This window comes from Flavobacterium rakeshii (assembly GCF_009741375.1).
In the GTDB taxonomy this organism is placed as follows: Bacteria; Bacteroidota; Bacteroidia; order Flavobacteriales; family Flavobacteriaceae; genus Flavobacterium; species Flavobacterium rakeshii.
Genome location: NZ_WOWP01000010.1, coordinates 17,717 through 35,842 on the forward strand (window position 1 = coordinate 17,717; position 18,126 = coordinate 35,842).

General features: G+C 35.6%; 16 protein-coding genes. 3 read left to right on the forward strand and 13 right to left on the reverse strand.

Going from position 1 to position 18,126, the window contains the following annotated elements; all coding sequences use genetic code 11:
- Positions 1-9: 9 nt before the first annotated feature.
- Positions 10-354: a hypothetical protein gene (locus tag GN157_RS02005; RefSeq protein WP_157481460.1), complete on the reverse strand. Its 345-nt coding sequence runs from the start codon at positions 352-354 to the stop codon at positions 10-12.
- Between the two features lie 11 nt (positions 355-365).
- Entirely contained in the window at positions 366-563 is a 198-nt protein-coding gene (locus GN157_RS02010) for a hypothetical protein (protein ID WP_157481461.1), read from the reverse strand.
- Between the two features lie 291 nt (positions 564-854).
- Here GN157_RS02010 and GN157_RS02015 point away from each other — a divergent pair, with 291 nt between their 5' ends.
- Entirely contained in the window at positions 855-3,155 is a 2,301-nt protein-coding gene (locus GN157_RS02015; protein ID WP_157481462.1) for an acyl-CoA dehydrogenase family protein, read from the forward strand.
- A 24-nt stretch (positions 3,156-3,179) separates the two neighbouring features.
- Here the strand turns inward: GN157_RS02015 and GN157_RS02020 are convergent, their stop codons facing one another.
- From GN157_RS02020 to GN157_RS02045, 6 genes are read right to left on the reverse strand one after another with little or no spacing between them, the layout of a single operon-like run.
- Entirely contained in the window at positions 3,180-4,214 is a 1,035-nt protein-coding gene (locus GN157_RS02020; protein ID WP_157481463.1) for an o-succinylbenzoate synthase, read from the reverse strand.
- Positions 4,214-4,891 carry a metal-dependent hydrolase gene (locus GN157_RS02025; protein ID WP_157481464.1) on the reverse strand — a complete coding sequence of 226 codons (678 nt, stop codon included), beginning with the start codon at positions 4,889-4,891 and terminating at the stop codon, positions 4,214-4,216. Before GN157_RS02025 ends, GN157_RS02020 begins: the two co-directional genes overlap by 1 nt.
- Positions 4,892-4,919: 28 nt before the next feature.
- The gene (locus tag GN157_RS02030; RefSeq protein ID WP_157481465.1) at positions 4,920-5,822 is read right to left on the reverse strand and encodes a 1,4-dihydroxy-2-naphthoate polyprenyltransferase; all 903 of its coding nucleotides are present in this window, start codon (positions 5,820-5,822) and stop codon (positions 4,920-4,922) included.
- Positions 5,823-5,853: 31 nt separating this feature from the next.
- Entirely contained in the window at positions 5,854-7,371 is a 1,518-nt protein-coding gene (locus tag GN157_RS02035) for a PH domain-containing protein (RefSeq protein WP_157481466.1), read from the reverse strand.
- Positions 7,361-7,903 (reverse strand): PH domain-containing protein, encoded by a 543-nt coding sequence (locus tag GN157_RS02040; protein ID WP_157481467.1) that lies wholly within the window; start codon positions 7,901-7,903, stop codon positions 7,361-7,363. Before GN157_RS02040 ends, GN157_RS02035 begins: the two co-directional genes overlap by 11 nt.
- Positions 7,891-8,733, reverse strand: a complete 843-nt coding sequence (locus GN157_RS02045) for a 1,4-dihydroxy-2-naphthoyl-CoA synthase (RefSeq protein ID WP_157481468.1) — start codon at positions 8,731-8,733, stop codon at positions 7,891-7,893. Before GN157_RS02045 ends, GN157_RS02040 begins: the two co-directional genes overlap by 13 nt.
- A 248-nt stretch (positions 8,734-8,981) precedes the next feature.
- Between GN157_RS02045 and GN157_RS02050 the strand changes: the two genes are divergently transcribed.
- Positions 8,982-10,178 (forward strand): serine hydrolase domain-containing protein, encoded by a 1,197-nt coding sequence (locus tag GN157_RS02050; RefSeq protein WP_157481469.1) that lies wholly within the window; start codon positions 8,982-8,984, stop codon positions 10,176-10,178.
- Positions 10,179-10,182: 4 nt separating this feature from the next.
- On the opposite strand, the gene ygiD is transcribed toward GN157_RS02050, so the two are convergent.
- The 4 genes from ygiD to GN157_RS02070 are packed head-to-tail and all read right to left on the reverse strand — an operon-like array spanning position 10,183 to position 14,207.
- Positions 10,183-11,013, reverse strand: a complete 831-nt coding sequence (gene ygiD / locus GN157_RS02055; RefSeq protein WP_157481470.1) for a 4,5-DOPA-extradiol-dioxygenase — start codon at positions 11,011-11,013, stop codon at positions 10,183-10,185.
- A gap of 11 nt (positions 11,014-11,024) precedes the next feature.
- Complete coding sequence (locus GN157_RS02060) at positions 11,025-11,858, reverse strand: CvfB family protein (protein ID WP_157481471.1); 834 nt, start codon at positions 11,856-11,858, stop codon at positions 11,025-11,027.
- 38 nt (positions 11,859-11,896) lie between these two features.
- On the reverse strand, positions 11,897-13,552 hold the full coding sequence (menD, locus tag GN157_RS02065; protein WP_157481472.1) for a 2-succinyl-5-enolpyruvyl-6-hydroxy-3-cyclohexene-1-carboxylic-acid synthase: 1,656 nt from the start codon (positions 13,550-13,552) through the stop codon (positions 11,897-11,899).
- Positions 13,553-13,601: 49 nt separating this feature from the next.
- Positions 13,602-14,207 (reverse strand): glutathione peroxidase, encoded by a 606-nt coding sequence (locus GN157_RS02070; protein ID WP_157481473.1) that lies wholly within the window; start codon positions 14,205-14,207, stop codon positions 13,602-13,604.
- An 87-nt stretch (positions 14,208-14,294) separates the two neighbouring features.
- On the opposite strand from GN157_RS02070, the gene GN157_RS02075 reads away from it, so the two are divergent.
- Positions 14,295-14,618, forward strand: coding sequence for a potassium channel family protein (locus tag GN157_RS02075; protein ID WP_157481474.1), 324 nt, complete (start codon positions 14,295-14,297; stop codon positions 14,616-14,618).
- 37 nt (positions 14,619-14,655) lie between these two features.
- Here GN157_RS02075 and ccsA read toward each other — a convergent pair whose 3' ends face one another.
- Positions 14,656-17,877 (reverse strand): cytochrome c biogenesis protein CcsA, encoded by a 3,222-nt coding sequence (gene ccsA, locus GN157_RS02080; protein ID WP_157481475.1) that lies wholly within the window; start codon positions 17,875-17,877, stop codon positions 14,656-14,658.
- Positions 17,878-18,126 lie beyond the last annotated feature (249 nt).

Below are 18,126 nucleotides of genomic sequence, written 5' to 3' on the forward strand. Positions count from 1 at the left end.
CTTGGATTCTTAATTGGTATATCGTTCGTTAGATTCTTCAAAATCGTCATCATCACTGGAAACCGACTTATTTTGATCTTCATCCAAATCGATATTATCACTTAAAACGGAATCATCCTGGTTAAAAGCCTCAGAGTATATGCTGTTTCCTCCTTCTTCGTCCCATTCATCCCTACCGTTAAAATCGTCAGGATTAATATTGTCAGAATCAGTTTCAGTATGCTCTTTGGTGTAAGAAACTCCCGGCTGTTCCATAGCAAGGTACTTATTTGGATTTCCTACAGTTTCAGATTCGTTTTGTTTGTTTTCCTCAGGTTTTTCATTCTCATTATGTTTTCTCTCTTCATTTCCCATAGCAACATTTTTTAGAAAAGTAAAATAGCTGTTATATCATTAATTTTTAAAAGTCTCAAATTCGTTTTAATAAGATTTTTGAGTAGCAGATTACAAGACAGAACTTCATTTACCTGTGCTTCTTTCTCCTGTTGTGCGGCAGCCTCTTCATAAGAAACGGTTCTCATGGCCCCAACACCTCCCGACTGTGTCATAATTATGCGTTCCATGGCAATTTAATTTAATAGATGATTACTCTTTTATTGTTTGTTTTATATAGTCCTAAGTTATTAACTTATTTTCTAATTATTGTGCAATTCAGCATTAAATAATTGCCAATTAGCAAACTTTAACTTTAATACAGTCATTCACACAATGTTATAAAAAAACTTTAACATAATCCCTTTGTTTTTAATGAGTTAAATAATAAGTTTTAACCTGTTTGTTGAGTATACAATTAACACTATTTTAAAAGTAAAAAGTAAGGAATTGCCTATTTTTAATATTCTAATCCAATTAAAATGAATATTACATTTCTTAATGACCCTAAGCTCAATATATTACTGCCTGTTATTTACTTAGCCTGGCAGGATGATATATTAACAAAAGAAGAATATACAGCCCTTAATGATTTTATAAATAATCAGGATAATTTCTCTAAAGCCGAAAAGGATTTTCTAAAATCAAAAATTGATTTGAATAATCCGCCGGGGCGATCTGAACTTTTCTTTTGGAAAGACCTTATTAACAAAGCGCTCAATAACCATAAACCTGAAAATCTTACCGAACTGGGCTTTTTTATTGCTAATGCCGACAGATCTACTTACAGTAAAGAAGATATTAAGGTAATAGAACCGCAACTCTTAAAGTTAGAAGCACAACTTGGTATTATAAGTAATGAGGCTATCTCTTCCCTATGCGAAACTCATGATACCATTACTAACAAGCTTAAAACAGTTGAGAGCTTTAGTAAGGAAAAAATGACTGCACTTCTTGACGGTGATCAGGCAGCGATAATAAACAGGGTTAAAAAAATAATAAGTCAGCCTGAATTTGCTTTCGAAACTTCAACCGATATAACCGTATATAGGGAAAAAGTACTTGAATGGTGTAAAATACTCGCTAAACAAGGTTTTGGTAGCCATGCTTACCCTAAACAGTATGGAGGAGCAGGTGATATTGAAGGATACTTTACCATAATGGAAACCCTTAGTTATCATGACCTGAGCCTTGTTATTAAATTTGGTGTTCAGTTTGGATTATGGGGAATGAGCGTTATGTTCCTCGGCACCGAAAAACATTTTGAAAAATACCTTAAAGATATCGGTACTTTAGATATACCGGGAGGCTTTGCAATGACCGAAACCCATCACGGATCTAACGTTAAAGGGCTTGAAACTACTGCTACCTACAATCATAAAAGCAGAAGTTTTACTATAAACACTCCGGTACCGTTTGCCCGTAAAGAATATATAGGGAACACGGCTTTACACGGTGAAATGGTTACCGTATTTGCTAAACTTATTATAGATGATAAGGATTATGGTGTAAATGCTTTTATTGTTCCTATAAGAGATAGACATAAAAATGTATTATCAGGCGTTCGAATTGAGGACTGCGGACATAAAATGGGCTTAAACGGGGTTGATAACGGGGTTATTTATTTTGATAACGTAGTTATACCTTATGATAATATGCTGGATCGTTTTGCTCAGGTTAATGAAAAAGGTGAATTTGAAACCTCCATACCAAGTGATAACAGGAGATTCTTTACCATGTTGGGGACACTGGTTGGCGGACGTATAGGTATACCGCGTTCGGCATTGGCTGCTGCAAAAACCGGACTAACCATTGCTATTAAGTATGGCGATAACCGCAGGCAATTTGGTCCTAACGGTGGGCTTGAAGTCCCTGTGCTTAACTATAGGATACATCAGCAAAGACTTATGCCTTATCTGGCTAATACTTTTGCGATACATTTCGGACTACAATACCTTACCAAACGTTTTATGAACCGTACCGAAGATGATATGCAGGAAATAGAAGCTCTTGCGGCCGGCATGAAGTCATATTCTACATGGAATACGCGTGATGCTTTACAGGAATGTCGTGAAGCCTGTGGAGGTAAAGGCTACCTCTCTGAAAACCGTATTGATGATTTAAAAAACGATACTGAAATATATACCACGTTTGAAGGTGATAATACAGTACTGATGCAGCTAGTAGCTAAAAATCGTTTAGGAGAATTCCGTAAACAATTTAGTGAGATGAATATAGCTACTATTTTTAGTTATGTGTTAGATCAGGCAAAAACGGCAGTTACCGAAAAGAATCCCTTTGCAACAAGAAACACCGATGACAGTCATTTAAAAGACCCGGAATTCCATTTACATGCTTTTCAATATAGAGAGAAAGAACTGGTGAGTTCTGCAGCACGTCGTTTTAAACGCTTGGTGGATGACGGACTTGATACTTTTGATGCTGCTAATATAATGCACCCACACATGCTGCAAATAGCATTTGCGTATTTGGATAGGGTATTTTTAGAGCAATTCCAGTTGCAGTTAAAATCGGCAGACGAGTCTTTAAAAGAAGTATTAACAAGGCTTTACAATCTGTTTGCTATTAATAAATTACAGGAAAATAAAGCATGGTACCTGGAACAGGGTTATATGGAAGGTGTTAAAACCAAAGCGATAAGAAAACTTTTCAGTCAGTTATGTTGGGAAATAAGACGGGATGCTGTCCCTATTGTGGAGTCTTTTAATATACCTGAAAACTGCCTTGCCCCTATTATAACTACAAATTCAGAACAAGCATAAAAAAAGAGCCGTTAGGCTCTTTTTTTATAAGTTTACTTTCCAATCAAGATCATTTCTATATGTCAGCTCTCCATTTTTCACTTCAAGCGGACAGTCAAAATTGTTGGTATATAATCCGCCGGTTCCTAATCCCTGAGGCATGGTATTACCAAGTGTATAGGTCCATTGCGCTATAGCGTTTAAGCCTACATTACTTTCCAGTGCCGATGTAACCCACCAGTCTATGCCTAATTCTTCAGCAATTTCAATCCATTCAGATGAACCCTTAAAGCCACCAACAAGACTTGGTTTTAAAATAATGTATTGAGGCTTTATTTTTTGAAGTAGTTCACGTTTGTTTTCATACCCGAAAACTCCTATTAACTCTTCATCAAGCGCTATAGGCAGTGGAGTGATTTTACACAAATCGGCCATAGTGTCTTCCTGTTTTTGTTTAACAGGCTGCTCAATACTATGTAATTGATATTTTGAAAGTTGAGTTAGTTTATTTAAAGCTTCAGTTGTATTAAAAGCTCCGTTAGCATCAACTCTTATTTCAATCTGTTCAGGAGAGAAATTCTCACGTATAAAAGCCAACAATGACAATTCTTTATCAAAATCAATAGCACCTATTTTGAGCTTAATACAATCAAATCCCTGTTCAAGTTTGGCATCAATCTGCTCTTTCATATAAGCCTCATCACCCATCCAAACCAGTCCGTTTATGGCAATATTTTTCTCCCCCTTTGTAAATTCTGATGGAAATAAAACAAAAGGATTATTAACTTCAAGAGATTTAAAAGCCATTTCTACACCAAACTGTATAGAAGGAAATTCGACCAACTCATCCCAAAGCTCGTCTACACCCAAATGAATGTTCTCACAGGTCCATTTCAGCTTTTCTTCATAATCATCCCTGTCATCAATACTAAGACTTCTTAATATTCCGCATTCGCCTATCCCCTTTTTACCATTATGTTCAATAATGATAAACCAGGTCTCCTTTTCAGTAAGAACGCCCCGCGAAGTTCCGCTGGGGCGTTTAAAATTTAGTATGTATTTTGTATAAGTAGCTTTCATTACAGCTCTAATGATCCTCCTATTTCCAATAGCATCAAATCCTTGTCCTTATCGTAGAATTTCTTTTTAGCCTCCTCGTGGTTAATTTTAATGTATCCAAAAGTATCGTAGTGATACCCTAATACTTTATCGCACTCAAGGAAATCTGAAGCTATAATAGCATCTTCCACATCCATAGTGAAGTTGCTACCAATAGGAAGTATAGCAAGATCAAGCTTTGTGCGAAGCGGAATAAGTTTCATGTCATAGGTTACAGCTGTATCTCCGGCTATGTATATGTTTTTGTGTTCGCCTTCAATTACAAAACCACCCTGGTTACCGCCATAAGTTCCGTCTGGGAAAGAGCTGGAGTGAATAGCAGTTACATATTTCACTTTACCAAAGTCAAAATTCCAGCTACCACCATGATTCATTGGGTGTGTATTGAAACCTTTTTTCTCATAATACCCAGCAATCTCTGCGTTAGAAACTATAGTTGCACCTGTGTTGTTAGCAATAGCTTCAACATCAAGAATGTGGTCACCATGTGCGTGTGTAATCAGGATATAGTCGGCTTTAAGCTTAGTAATATCAATATGTTTAGCCAGTTCGTTTGCGGTAATAAACGGGTCTACAATTATATTTTTTCCACCTACCTCAATTCCAAGGCTGGCATGTCCGTAATAGGTTATTTTCATAATTTTAAAGTTGTGAGGTTATTATATATTAAAACTGTAATACGATACTTAACAGTACTGAAAGCAGGAATGTTCCTAGTGCTACTTTTTTAAGCTCTGGATCCAATTCCCTTGGTACAGTGTTTTTACTAACTGTTTTTATATGTAGTAAAAACGGTATGTAAGCCAACAGGAACAGGTATTGCACAGGCTTAAAGTTATACAAGATAGCAAATAGCAGTGTTAAAAACAATGCGGTAAGGATTATGAAATAATGATATATTTTAGCACGTTTAGCTCCTAATTTTACTACCAGTGTGTTTTTGCCCGACATGGCATCTGAAACCTGATCCCTCATGTTATTAAGGTTAAGTACGGCTACACTAAGCAGTCCTATAGAAATAGCAGGAAGTAAAATAAGTATATCAAGTTCTTTAGAGAAAAGGAAGTAACAACCCAGTACACTTACAAGGCCAAAGAATATAAATACAAATAAATCTCCTAACCCCCTGTAACCATAAGCAGATTTACCTACAGTATACTTAATAGCTGCAGCTATAGCAGCCAGTCCTAAAAAGAAAAAGAACAATGAGTATACAAGATTATCTTTCCCAAAAGACAGGTATATAAGAGCTATTGCAGCGCCAAGGGTTAGCAACGAGGTTAGTATTATTCCTTTTTTCATTGCTTTAACTGTAATCGCTCCGCTTTGTATGGCTCGTTGCGGACCAATACGGTTTTCGTTATCGGTACCTTTCACTCCGTCTCCATAGTCATTAGCAAAATTTGAAAGTATTTGCAGTCCTAATGTGGTTAATAATGCAAAACCAAAAATACTCCAGTTAACCATTCCCTGAGAAAAAGCATAAAAACTACCTACCAGTATTCCTGATACCGATAATGGTAAGGTTCTTAATCTTGCGGCTTCAAACCACGCTTTAGCATTTGCCATTTATATAAAACTTAATTTTAATCGTTAATTATTACATCCAGTTCTTATCGGTTGTTTCAACCTGATATAACCAGTAGTTAGTAAGCTCTTTTAGCCTTGTATAATCGGTAAGTCCGAAAACAAGATTTCCTCCTGCTGTATGAAGGGTTACAATACCTATATCAGAACTTTTATGCCAAAAATACTGGGTAAGGCTAATACCCTGAATTTTATGAGGCGCCAGTATTTGGGTGTCAACATCCCATGCTCCCCCTTTTTTTATAATGAAATCGTTATTCACAAAAAGCCTGTAATTTCTAAAAGAGAAAAATACAATCAGGCCTACAAAAATAATATATATAGGCAAGAATATTATATAATCCCTCATTTCGGGAGATAAATATGAAATAAAGAAAAATACTCCAATTGGTATTACAAGCGACTTTATTATCATAAATATCAGTTTCCTGATACTTGGTTTAAGCGCTACGCCTTTCTCCGGAATTTTATTAAGGAGAAATTTAAGCAGTGTATCCCTTTCACTATCATCACATCCGGGAATTTCTATAGCCGATTGTAATTGTTTTTTATTAGTACTCTGATTAAATGCCTGACTTATTCTTATATCCTGTATTCCTAGTTTCTTTTGAAAAAAGTTTCTGCCAATAACCAGTAGCTGTACTTTTTCAGGACGTATTATAGTACTCTTAGTGCTTAACAGGCCATGAGATAAAAGCAATGAGTTTTGTTTACGGGTTATTTTGAATCCAAAATAACGTATTATGGTACGCCCAAGATTAATGAATAGTGTAAGGAATAATATGCCTACAATAATAAAGGTGATGAATCTAAGCAGTAGTTCAGGGTCGAAATAACTGTCCAGTGTATCTTCTTCGTAACCTGCGGCTTCAATAAAATCTTCAATATATTGATAAGTTGTTACTACAAAGGCAAAAAGAAGGGCAAAACTACGGGTGTAGTTTGATGTGATTCCGGTTTTAAAAAGCGTAAGAAGACTGATTTGTATAAACGGATGTTCTTTTTCAGTACTTCTCGTTTTTGCTTTTACTTGCCCTTCTTCACTGGTAACATCATCATTTGTTTCATATTCATTTTCCAGAAGTCGTTCTTTTAGCAATAAAGCCAAATCATGATTTATAGCTCTTATGGAAACTTCTTTTTTACTGCTCCCGGCAGTATCTACCTCAAGCGCATAAACATCAATTATACGCTGTATAAGCGATTGATTTATATTTACTTGCTGTATCTTATCTAAAGGAATAGCTAATCTGCTTTTGTTTAGTATTCCGTGACGTATAACAAATTCCTGATTCTTTTCGTCAAGGAAAAAAGTGAAGTTAAGATATTTAAGATAGGCTATAACTGCCACCAAAACAATGATAGCAACCGCCCCTGCTATAACAGAGAATTTATCATAGTCCTTTAGCCTGAATATCCAAACAATAAGTAAAGGCCATAGCCCTTTGATTACACCTCTAAGTGTATCGGCAAACATTACTACAACACCTACAAGTGACTGTCGTTGTGGTTTACTGAAATCACTCTTCATTAGGAGTATTCTGTTTTAATATTTTTCCAACCAAAAGCTGTTTGATGCTTTCGGCCTGTTCTTTTTCAATACCGGCTATTTTTACATCACTACTGTCACCACCTGCTGTAAAAACTTCTACAGCTGCCAGCCCGAACTTGCGTGACAAAATACCCTCATGCAGTGCAACATGTTGCACACGGTTATAAGGTATAATAGTGGTTGTGGTAGCCAGTACACCATTTTTATAAATAACATCATGCGTTCTAAAAGCATATCCCCTGTTTTTAAAACTAAGGTTTACAAACACAATAGTGATTAACAGTAGTAAAAGGTAAACAATTACTGCCGGAACTATATAGGGATGTACTTGTTCGTTAAAATAACATATTGCTCCAATAGCGATAGCCAGCATTAAATAAACAATACCAACATTAAAGTACATTATCTTTTTATAGGCAGGATGTAATGTAGTAAGTACTGCTTCCTCAAACTTAGGCAGGGAAGCAGTATCTATTACATTATTTGTAAAGTCGTTATTTATGGTATCCATTTAATTTCCCTAAAGTTAGGCTTTCTTTTTTCAAGGAAAGCATCACGCCCCTCTTTTGCCTCTTCGGTCATATAAGTTAAACGGGTAGCTTCACCGGCAAATACCTGTTGTCCCACCATTCCGTCATCGGTAAGGTTAAACGCAAATTTAAGCATCTTGATAGATGTAGGCGATTTATCCAGTATTTCCTGAGCCCATTGGTATGCGGTATCTTCAAGTTCAGCGTGAGGGATAACAGCATTAACCATCCCCATTTCATACGCTTCCTGAGCCGAGTAGTTTCTTCCTAAAAAGAATATTTCGCGAGCACGTTTCTGTCCTACCATTTTAGCAAGGTAAGCCGACCCATATCCGCCATCAAAACTGGTAACATCAGCATCGGTTTGTTTGAATATAGCATGTTCTTTACTGGCAAGTGTAAGGTCACAAATTACGTGAAGACTGTGTCCGCCACCTACTGCCCATCCAGGTACTACGGCAATTACCACTTTTGGCATAAAGCGAATTAGTCGTTGTACCTCAAGAATATTTAACCTGTGCATACCATCATCACCTACATAGCCCTGATGTCCGCGAGCCTTCTGGTCACCTCCGCTACAAAAAGAATATACACCGTCTTTAGAAGAAGGGCCTTCTGCAGAAAGTAACACTACCCCTATCGAGGTATCTTCCCTTGCATCAAGAAAAGCTTCAAAAAGTTCGCTTGTTGTTTTAGGTCTGAAAGCGTTACGTACATCCGGCCTGTTAAAGGCTATACGGGCAACGCCATTACATTTTTTATAGGTAATATCTTCAAATTCCTTTACTGTTTTCCAGTCTATAGTACTCATGTGTCTTTAATATTTCCCGTAAAAATACGGGATTTTTTGCATTTGCCAATACATTTAAACAGGCTAAAAAAATATAGTAAAAATGAGAGTTATAAATTACTTTTATTCAGTTTTTTATGCAAAACTCATGTAAAAACCTATTGTTTTAAGTGTTAACCTTTAAAGAAAACAGGGGTAATAATCTAATCTTTAGTTATATTTGCGTTTCCACCCCTATTTAAACAGTTTAGAATACACAGAATAGCATAATGAAGTTTTTAAAATTTATCCCTCTTATAGTATTACTTACCCTAGCCTCCTGTAAAAAGGAAAAACCTACATTGGCACATCATGAAGTTAAAAAAGAAGTAAAAGATACAATTTTAAGGATAAAACCACTGGATGTCACACTTAATAAGGTTCCACAGGCTTTTGTAGATTCAAAATATGAGAGTATTGATAATTTTTACAATCATATTTGGCCAAGGCAAAACCTAAGCGGAGGCTTTCTGGTTGCCAAAAACGGACAGGTACTTTATGAAACCTATGGAGGAATAGCTAACAGAAGTACTAAAGAGGAAATTAACTCCCATACTGCTTTGCATCTTGCCTCTGTTAGTAAAGTACTTACAGCTGCCGTTGTATTAAAACTTATTGATTTTAAGAAACTGGAACTCGATCAGAAAGTTAATGTAATACTGCCTGAATTTCCTTATGAGGATATTACTATAAAAATGCTTTTAAATCACAGAAGCGGACTACCTAACTATGCCTATTTTTGTGATAATGCTGAAATTTGGGACAGAAGCATGCTTAAAAATCAGGATATACTGGATTTAATGGCTAAGCATAAATTTGATTTATACTTTAAACCCGATAAGAAGTTTGGTTATTGTAACACTAACTATGCTATGCTAGCACTGGTTATAGAGAAAGTAACTCATATGAATTACAGGGATGCCATGAAGAAGATAATATTTGAACCTCTTGGCATGAATGACACTTATGTTTTTGATTATGAAAAGCATAAAGACACAGCAAGTCTTTCTTACAAAGGGAATAATGTTTTATATAAGTTTGATTTCCTTGACGATATATACGGAGATAAAAACATTTACTCTACCCCAAGAGATTTACTGAAGTTTGATATGGCAACCTATTCTGATGATTTTTTAAACCCCGACCTTGTAAAAAAAGTATTTAAAGGTTATAGTTACGAACATAAAGGGGTTAAAAATTACGGATTGGGAATCAGGCTACGTGAGTGGAAAACAGGTGAAAAGTTGTTTTATCACAATGGTTGGTGGCATGGTAACACATCGTCTTACGTTACTTTAAAGAAAGATACTGTAACTATTATAGCACTTTCTAACAAGTTTAGCTATAAGCCTTATAAAGTATCTAAGCTGGCACCTTTGTTTGGTACTTACCCTATGAAAGATGCCGACGAAGATCTATTTGATTAAGGAGTTATCCTATTTTTACCGAAGTCATATTTAATGAACCTCCTACAAGCTTATCATTAAAAAAGCTTAGTTCATCTTTATTATCCTGTAATCCCAGTATATACATTAACGGATAATAATGATCTGGTGTTGGGATTGCCAGTTTAGCCGACTTACTGAGTTTTTCATACTCCATAAGCGCTTTGTGGTCGCCACCCTGTATTTTTTGCTTGAAAATATCATTCATTTCAATAGCCCAGTCAAAACCATAGTTTGGCTCATTAAGCTTGCGCCAGTCTATCATACGAAGGTTGTGCACCATATTACCGCTACCTATAATCAATACGCCTTTCTTTCTTAATGCTGAAAGTTGTTTTGCCAGATTATAGTGATATTCAGCAGGCTTACCATAATCTATACTTAACTGTAAAACCGGAATATCAGCATCCGGATACATATGTCTTACTACTGTCCAAGTACCGTGGTCAAGCCCCCAGTCGTGATCCAGTCCAACATCTGTACTTGTGATTAAGCTAGCTGTTTCCTTTGCCAGCTCAGGACTACCCTTAGCAGGATATTCCACATCAAATAAAGCCTGAGGAAAACCACCAAAATCATGAATAGTTTTAGGTTCTTCCATAGCTGTAACGTGAGTGCCACGTGTTAACCAGTGGGCAGATACTACTATTACAGCTTTGGGCCTTGTAACTTCTTTTCCCATTTTGGCCCAGGTTTGCGAAAACTCGTTATCCTCAATACCATTCATGGGAGAACCATGCCCTATAAACAATACAGGCAGTTTTATATCTTCTTCCGTTAAACTGTCAGTCCAGTTTTTAAAGTTGTGTAGTGACATGGTAGTATGTTTTATTCTTTTATAAGATGAATACCATCTTCTTTAATCTCAATAAGTCTTTGCTTGTATAAAGAACCTATTGCCTTTTTAAATGCTTTTTTACTCATTTTAAGCACTGTTTTTATATCCTCAGGATGGCTGTTATCATTCAGCCTGATAAAGCCTCTGCTCTCACGAAGCTCTTCCAGTATATATTGAGCATTTGGCTCAATACTATCGGCACCGCCTTTTTGAAGCGTAATGTCTATTTTATTATCAGGACGAATAAGTTTTACATAACCGATAACCCTATCACCCGTACGCAAATCCTGATATACTTCATCTTTATATAAAAGACCTTTGTGTTTACCATTAATAATGACATTGATGCCCATCTCAGTAATGTGCGAAATAATTAAATCTACTTCCTCACCCTCATCAACAGTAAGTGTCTCATTATTCAGAAACTTACTGGTTCTGCTTGAACCTACTAAGCGACCTGTTTTATCATCAATATGCATATGGATTAGGTAGCGTTTGCTTTTTTCCATAGGTCTTGCCTGTTCCTTAAAAGGTACAAACAAGTCTTTTTCAAGTCCCCAGTCTACAAAAGCACCAAATTTATTGATATAACTTACTCTTAAATATGCAAAATCATTTAAAGTAATATATGGCTTTAATGTCGTAGCTACCAGCCTTTCCTCATGATCAAGATATACAAAAACAGCCAACTCATCCCCTACTTCAAATTTACGGGGTACATACTTATTAGGTAATAAAACATCCTTACTACCATCGGTTAAGTATAAACCAACGCTGGTATCTCTTTGTATTTTTAACGTATTATATTGTCCTATCTCAATCATCCTATGTGGTTTATTATATAAATGTACGAAGTTTTAGCTTAGGCTAATTCTTTAAAATATTGTTTTAATATCTGGTCGTTCTCTTTTACAGGGGTAAATACTTCAAGTAATTTCGGACTGTCAGATTTACTGAAAAATGCTTCAAGGTTTTTGTTAAGTTCTTCCAGGTTATGTGCCTCAGAATATTCAAAATCAAACATTTTGGCAAGATGTTCTCCTGTCAGGTTGTGTTCGGTCTCAAAATAGGTATTAAACACAGCTGTTTCCTTATGTCCCGGTAATATTCTGAATATACCCCCACCACCGTTATTGATAAGCAGAATTTTAAAATCTTTTGGGATATAACTGTTCCAAAGCGCATTACTGTCGTAAAAGAAACTTACGTCTCCGGTGATAAGAATATTTTCTTTACCACTGGCTACGGCAGCACCAATAGCGGTAGATGTACAGCCGTCTATACCACTGGTTCCTCTGTTGCAGAACACTTCAACCGATGGTTTCATATCAAAAAGCTGCATATATCGTACGGCAGAACTGTTACTTATCTGTACCTGCGAATTTTCGGGTAATGAAGTAAGAACCGATTCAAATACCTTGAAATCACTAAACGGAATCTGAGTCATGTATTCATCATGTTTCAGTTTCCTGTATGCTTTTATTTCCTGAGCTCTGTGATTATAACTACTCTCTACAAAATGTGTAGCCGGTAAAAAACGATTTAAAAATGGATTTGGTTCAGCTAAAAAATGCTTGGTAAGTACTCCAAAGGTATCATAAGCCCTTAATGTATCAATGTGCCAGTGATCGTGAGGTTTGTATTTTCTTAAAAAGGCTTTAATCCTTTTTGATACTACCATTCCGCCAAAGGTAACCAGGATATCGGGGCAAAATGCTTTAAAGTCCTCTTCCTTAAACGGTGTGATTATAACATCAATACTGTTTAAAAACTTTTTATGATGGATATTTGAAGTCGATTCTGTCATTACCACTACAGAAGGATCTTCTGCAAGCCGCTCCAGTATTTCTTTATCAATTGAGTTTGGTTGGTTTACACCTACTAAAACCAGTTTCTTTTTAGCAAGATTCCATTTTTCTACAAACGGACTCAAATCCTCACTAAAAGAATTTTCAAAAGAAACATCAAGTATTTTAGGCTCAACAGTAAGCTGGTCTGTAGTATCATATAAAGGCTCTTCAAACGGAGCATTTATATGTACAGGACCTTTTTCGCTAATGGCCTTTTCAATAGCTACATTAATCTTATTATCATTTTCGGCAGAAGCCTCTTCCTGAAGGTTAGCTGAATAAACGATATGATTGGCATATACATTTTCCTGACGAATGGTCTGTCCGTCCCCTATGTCAATTTTATCATGCGGCCTATCGGCAGATATTATTACAAGTGGAATTTGGCTGTAAAAAGCCTCTGCCACGGCAGGATAATAATTAAGTAATGCAGAACCCGAAGTACACAGTACAGCTACAGGTTTTTTAAGCTGTTGTGCCATACCTGTAGCAAAAAATGCTGCACAGCGTTCATCGGCTATACTATAGCACTTAAAAGCCGGATTAGTTGCAAAACCTATAGTTAGAGGTGCATTGCGCGACCCCGGAGATATTACAATATCAGTGATTCCCTTAGCACAGCATATTTCAATAATGCTTTGTGCCAAAGGTATTGTTGGGTACATCATTATGTGTATATTCTAGATTATAAATGCGGGTGTAAACTAAAACAACCCGTTATGAGTTAATCCAGTTTACAATTTCAGGATCTTTTGGAGTAGTACGCGGGCTAACCACTTTTTCCAATTCTCCGTTAGTATTGATAAGGTATTTTTGGAAGTTCCATTCCACCTCACTATCCTGAAGTCCGTTTTTATCCTTTTGTGTAAGGAACTGGTATATTGGAGCCATATCCTCCCCTTTTACAGATACTTTAGACATCATAGGGAAGCTTACACCATAGTTTTGCTTACAAAAAGTAGCAATCTCCTCATTAGTACCCGGTTCCTGGCTGGCAAAGTTATTTGCAGGAAAACCTACAATAACAAGACCTTTATCCTGATATTCTTTATAAAGAGCTTCCAGTTCTTCATACTGCGGAGTCAATCCACATTTTGAAGCGGTGTTTACTACAATTACTTTTTTACCTTTAAGTGTAGAGAAGTCAAACTCTTTACCATAAAGATCTTCTACTTTAAACTGGTATATGTTTTTTTTAGACATGTTTGTTGGATTTTCAACTGCCTGTGCAGTCTCGGTTGTTTCAGTTGTTGTATCCTGTGTGTTGTTCTTGCAGGAAGCAAAAAGTACAATTGAACAGGCTAATATTGCTATTTTTTTCATGGTTTTATTTTACTGTAAAATTAAATAAAAATTCGCTTAAGCTAAAGAATTGAGTATATTTAAAGTCTATATATAAATATACTAAATATGTTGTTTTTTAATACCATTACCAGTTTTTTAAAAAACAGGGAATACAGGGATTTACTGTATACCACAACCATAATACTGATAGTTGGTACAATATCTTACCATTTTATAGAAGGCTGGAGCCTTGTTAACTCTCTTTATTTTTCGGTAATTACCCTAACGACTATAGGTTATGGTGATTTTGCGCCACAAACCGATTTAGGCAAAATGTTCACTATAGTTTATATACTAATGGGGCTTGGTATAATACTCCAGTTTATCAATACCGTGAAAAACCATTATAGTGAAACCCGAAATAAACATCATCATAAAAAAGACCGATAAAAAAAGCCTCTTTTTAAAGAGGCTTTTTTGTTATTAATTATTTCTTAGAATAATGTTTTTTGTACTGTACAAACGATATTGCTCCTATTATTAATGCTCCAAGAGCCATCCAGAAGAAATATGCCGGTGTTCTCACCTCTCCGCTTGCATAAGAATGTAACCCTGTAAGATAGAAGTTAACACCAAAATAAGTCATTAATACAGAAGCATAGGCTAAGATACTAAAGAAGTTAAATATCCATGTTCCTCTAAGTTTAGGTACAAAACGCATGTGTATTACAAAGGCATAAACCATAATACTTACCAGTGCCCATGTTTCTTTAGGATCCCAGCCCCAGTAGCGTCCCCAGCTTTCGTTAGCCCATTGACCGCCGAGGAAGTTACCTATAGTAAGCATAACTAACCCCAGGGTTAAAACCATCTCGTTTACATAGGTAATCTCTTTTATATTTAAATCCATTTTTTGCTTATTCTTAGAGTTTGTAAAAATTATAAGCAATAATGAAATAAGTCCTAAAATCATACCTAGAGTAAACGGGCCATAACTACCCACAATAACTGCCACGTGAATCATTAACCAATACGAATTAAGTACAGGTACAAGGTTGCCTATTTGCGGGTCTGTCCAGCTTTGGTGTGCTACCCAAAGTATCATTGCAGCCACAAATGCCGATCCGGCCACTGTAAGTTCTGATTTGTTTTCTTCAGATATTTTGAACATTCCTTTAAAAGTCCAGTTTACTAAAAGCGGGCGGAAACCAAAACCAAAGGCTAAACCAAAGAACATAGTTGACCACCCTACAAAAATCACCGACTCATATGCATTGCTCCAAGGTGCGTGACCTGATATGTACCAACGTGCAATAAGTCCTGCCGTATGTAGTAAAAATAAAACCGCTATTAAAACATTAAGCACTTTAAGAGACTTAACAGTCCATTTATATGGGTTAAATATTTTAACAACAGCCAGTAACATCATCAATAAACCGGCAAGCATATAATAGCGATACAGTTTTTTGAAAATATCATACTTGTTGTAAAAAATCTCAGCTTCAACTCTTTTATCTGCCGGCATAACTTCTCCACCAAATTTATGCTGATAGTTTATTAAACCTTCAATCAGGCTGTTTGGCATAGTATAGTCATTTTTTTCTGCTGCTGCCTCAAGTGATTGTGCATAATAAGGAAGGATATTCTTTATTTTTTGTAAATCTTCATTTTGAATTTCTGAAGCTTCTAAATAAGAAACCCATTTATTATTAGGATCATTAGGTACTGGGAAAACCTTTAAAATACTTCCACTAAGTGCAGAATACAGAAGATTAATTTTTTTATCAATCTCCATATAATCAGTATCAAACTGATTTGGTACAGGTTCTCTGTAAGCTCTTTCAAGTGTGTGGGATAATTTGTAGTTACCTTGATTGTCAAAGAAATCGGCAAGAGAAGCATATTCAGCTTTCTTATCAACACCCGCAACTATACGTAAACTGTCGTTTCCTCTTCTAAGAGCGATAATAGGCACATTATACCATACTTCAGGTAAATGTGTAATTGATATAAAAACCTGATCGGCGTTCATATCCTTATACGTATCACTTTTACTTACCTTTCTTAAAAGTTCTGAAGCAAAAGTATTTACAGGCTTCATTCTACCACCTGCATCCTGAATAATAATACGACTAAATTTAGCCGCATGTTCTTTACTTACCTTATATTTCTCAATTATAGAGTCTAACTGCTTTTCAGTTGGTTTATCATGAATGTGTTGTGAATACCCGCTTAAACCAATAAATAACACCAGTACTGTTATTAGTTTAGCTTTTTTAGCTTTAATTTTTTTCAGCTTTAGCCTTAAGTCACCAAAACGGGTATTTTTATCACCAAGTATAACCATTAATCCTATGTATAAAAGAAAGTATCCTATATAACTTATCCATGTTCCCCAAAAATCATGATTAACCGAAAGATTTGTGCCCAGTTCATCAGGATCAAATCCTGCCTGGAAAAAACGGTAACCACGGTAATCCAGAATATTATTCATAAAGATACGGGCGTCAAAAGTATTGTTTTCTTCTTCATCTATAACCGTAACCTTACTTTCGAAAGCAGAATAACTAGATTCTGTTCCCGGATATTTGTCGGCAATAAAATCATTAAGTTTTACACTAAATGGAAGCTCATATGTTTTACTTCCATATATAAAAGTATATTCAAGACTACCTATTTTAATTGATTGAGGTACCCCCATTTTTTTAGCACCTCCTACAAGAGTAACTTCTTTTTCTACCCCCTCATTTTTAACTACAATAGTAAGAGCACCATCTTCTTTAGTCTTATAATCTTCGTTTGATTTATAAACCATCTTACCTTTAATAGGTGCTTCAGGGAATACAAATCGGGAACCGCCAACATTATATAATGACCTAAACATTAATGGTTGTATAGAGTCGGCATATACTGTACCCTCCATCCTATCGGCCATACGCATAAAATCACCTCCAAAAGATGACTGCAGCATATATACATCATTTACAGAAGTTATGTTTACAGCACCCTGTGTAGGCTTGTTAAAAGCATAAAGTATATTGTGAATACTTTGTACTTCACCCTCTTTAAGGTAGTGCTCATGGCGACCGCCGTCTCCGGCTTCAACCATCTTTATATAGTTAACACCATCTTTATCTTCTACTATAGTATCTTTAGCACCAAGTATATAATCTTTATACTCAATAGTAAAAGGAATACCATTAAACTCTTCGTTCATGGTAAAGTGATTACTACCCAGCATACCTATAAACCAAGGTTTATCACCTTCGGGAGTCATTAACAAATGTTTCTCAAAAGTTCTTCTTCTCATTTCACCCTGATATTCACCATCAACCATTACAGTTAAATAGGTCTTATCAGAATAAAAATGACTTTCGGTAGCACCTTCTCTAATTGGCATCATACCTTCATAGCTAATATATCTGGTTATGCCGGCACCCAAAATAATGAAGATAAATGAAAGGTGAAGTAAAAGAGTAGCCCATTTCTCTTTTTTATGTAATTGATAACGCTTTATGTTACCAATAAAGTTAATTACAAAAATGAGCATAATGGCTTCAAACCATTTTGCATTGTAAATGTATAATCGGGCTGTTTCGGTATTATAAGCATCTTCTATAAACGTGCCTATCCCCATTGCTAAAGCAAAGACTATAAAAAGGACGGCCATTAAACGCGTAGAAGAAAGAAAGGAAATAACTTTATCCATGTTGTGAAGCGGAAAAATGGTTTTTAAATTGATGCAAAAGTACTCAAAACTTCATTTTTAAACTTTATTTTAACGATTAAAAATTAAGGAAATTTCTGCCTGAGACTGTTTTTATGAAATCTCTTTAATTATTTTCGTCTTAAAGACATTCAAAAAACAAAATTCTTTAAAATTATACTGTCGCAATATTGAATTACAATGTATTGCATTAACTTTATGACTTTTTACAATTTTTTGTTTTAAAGGCAT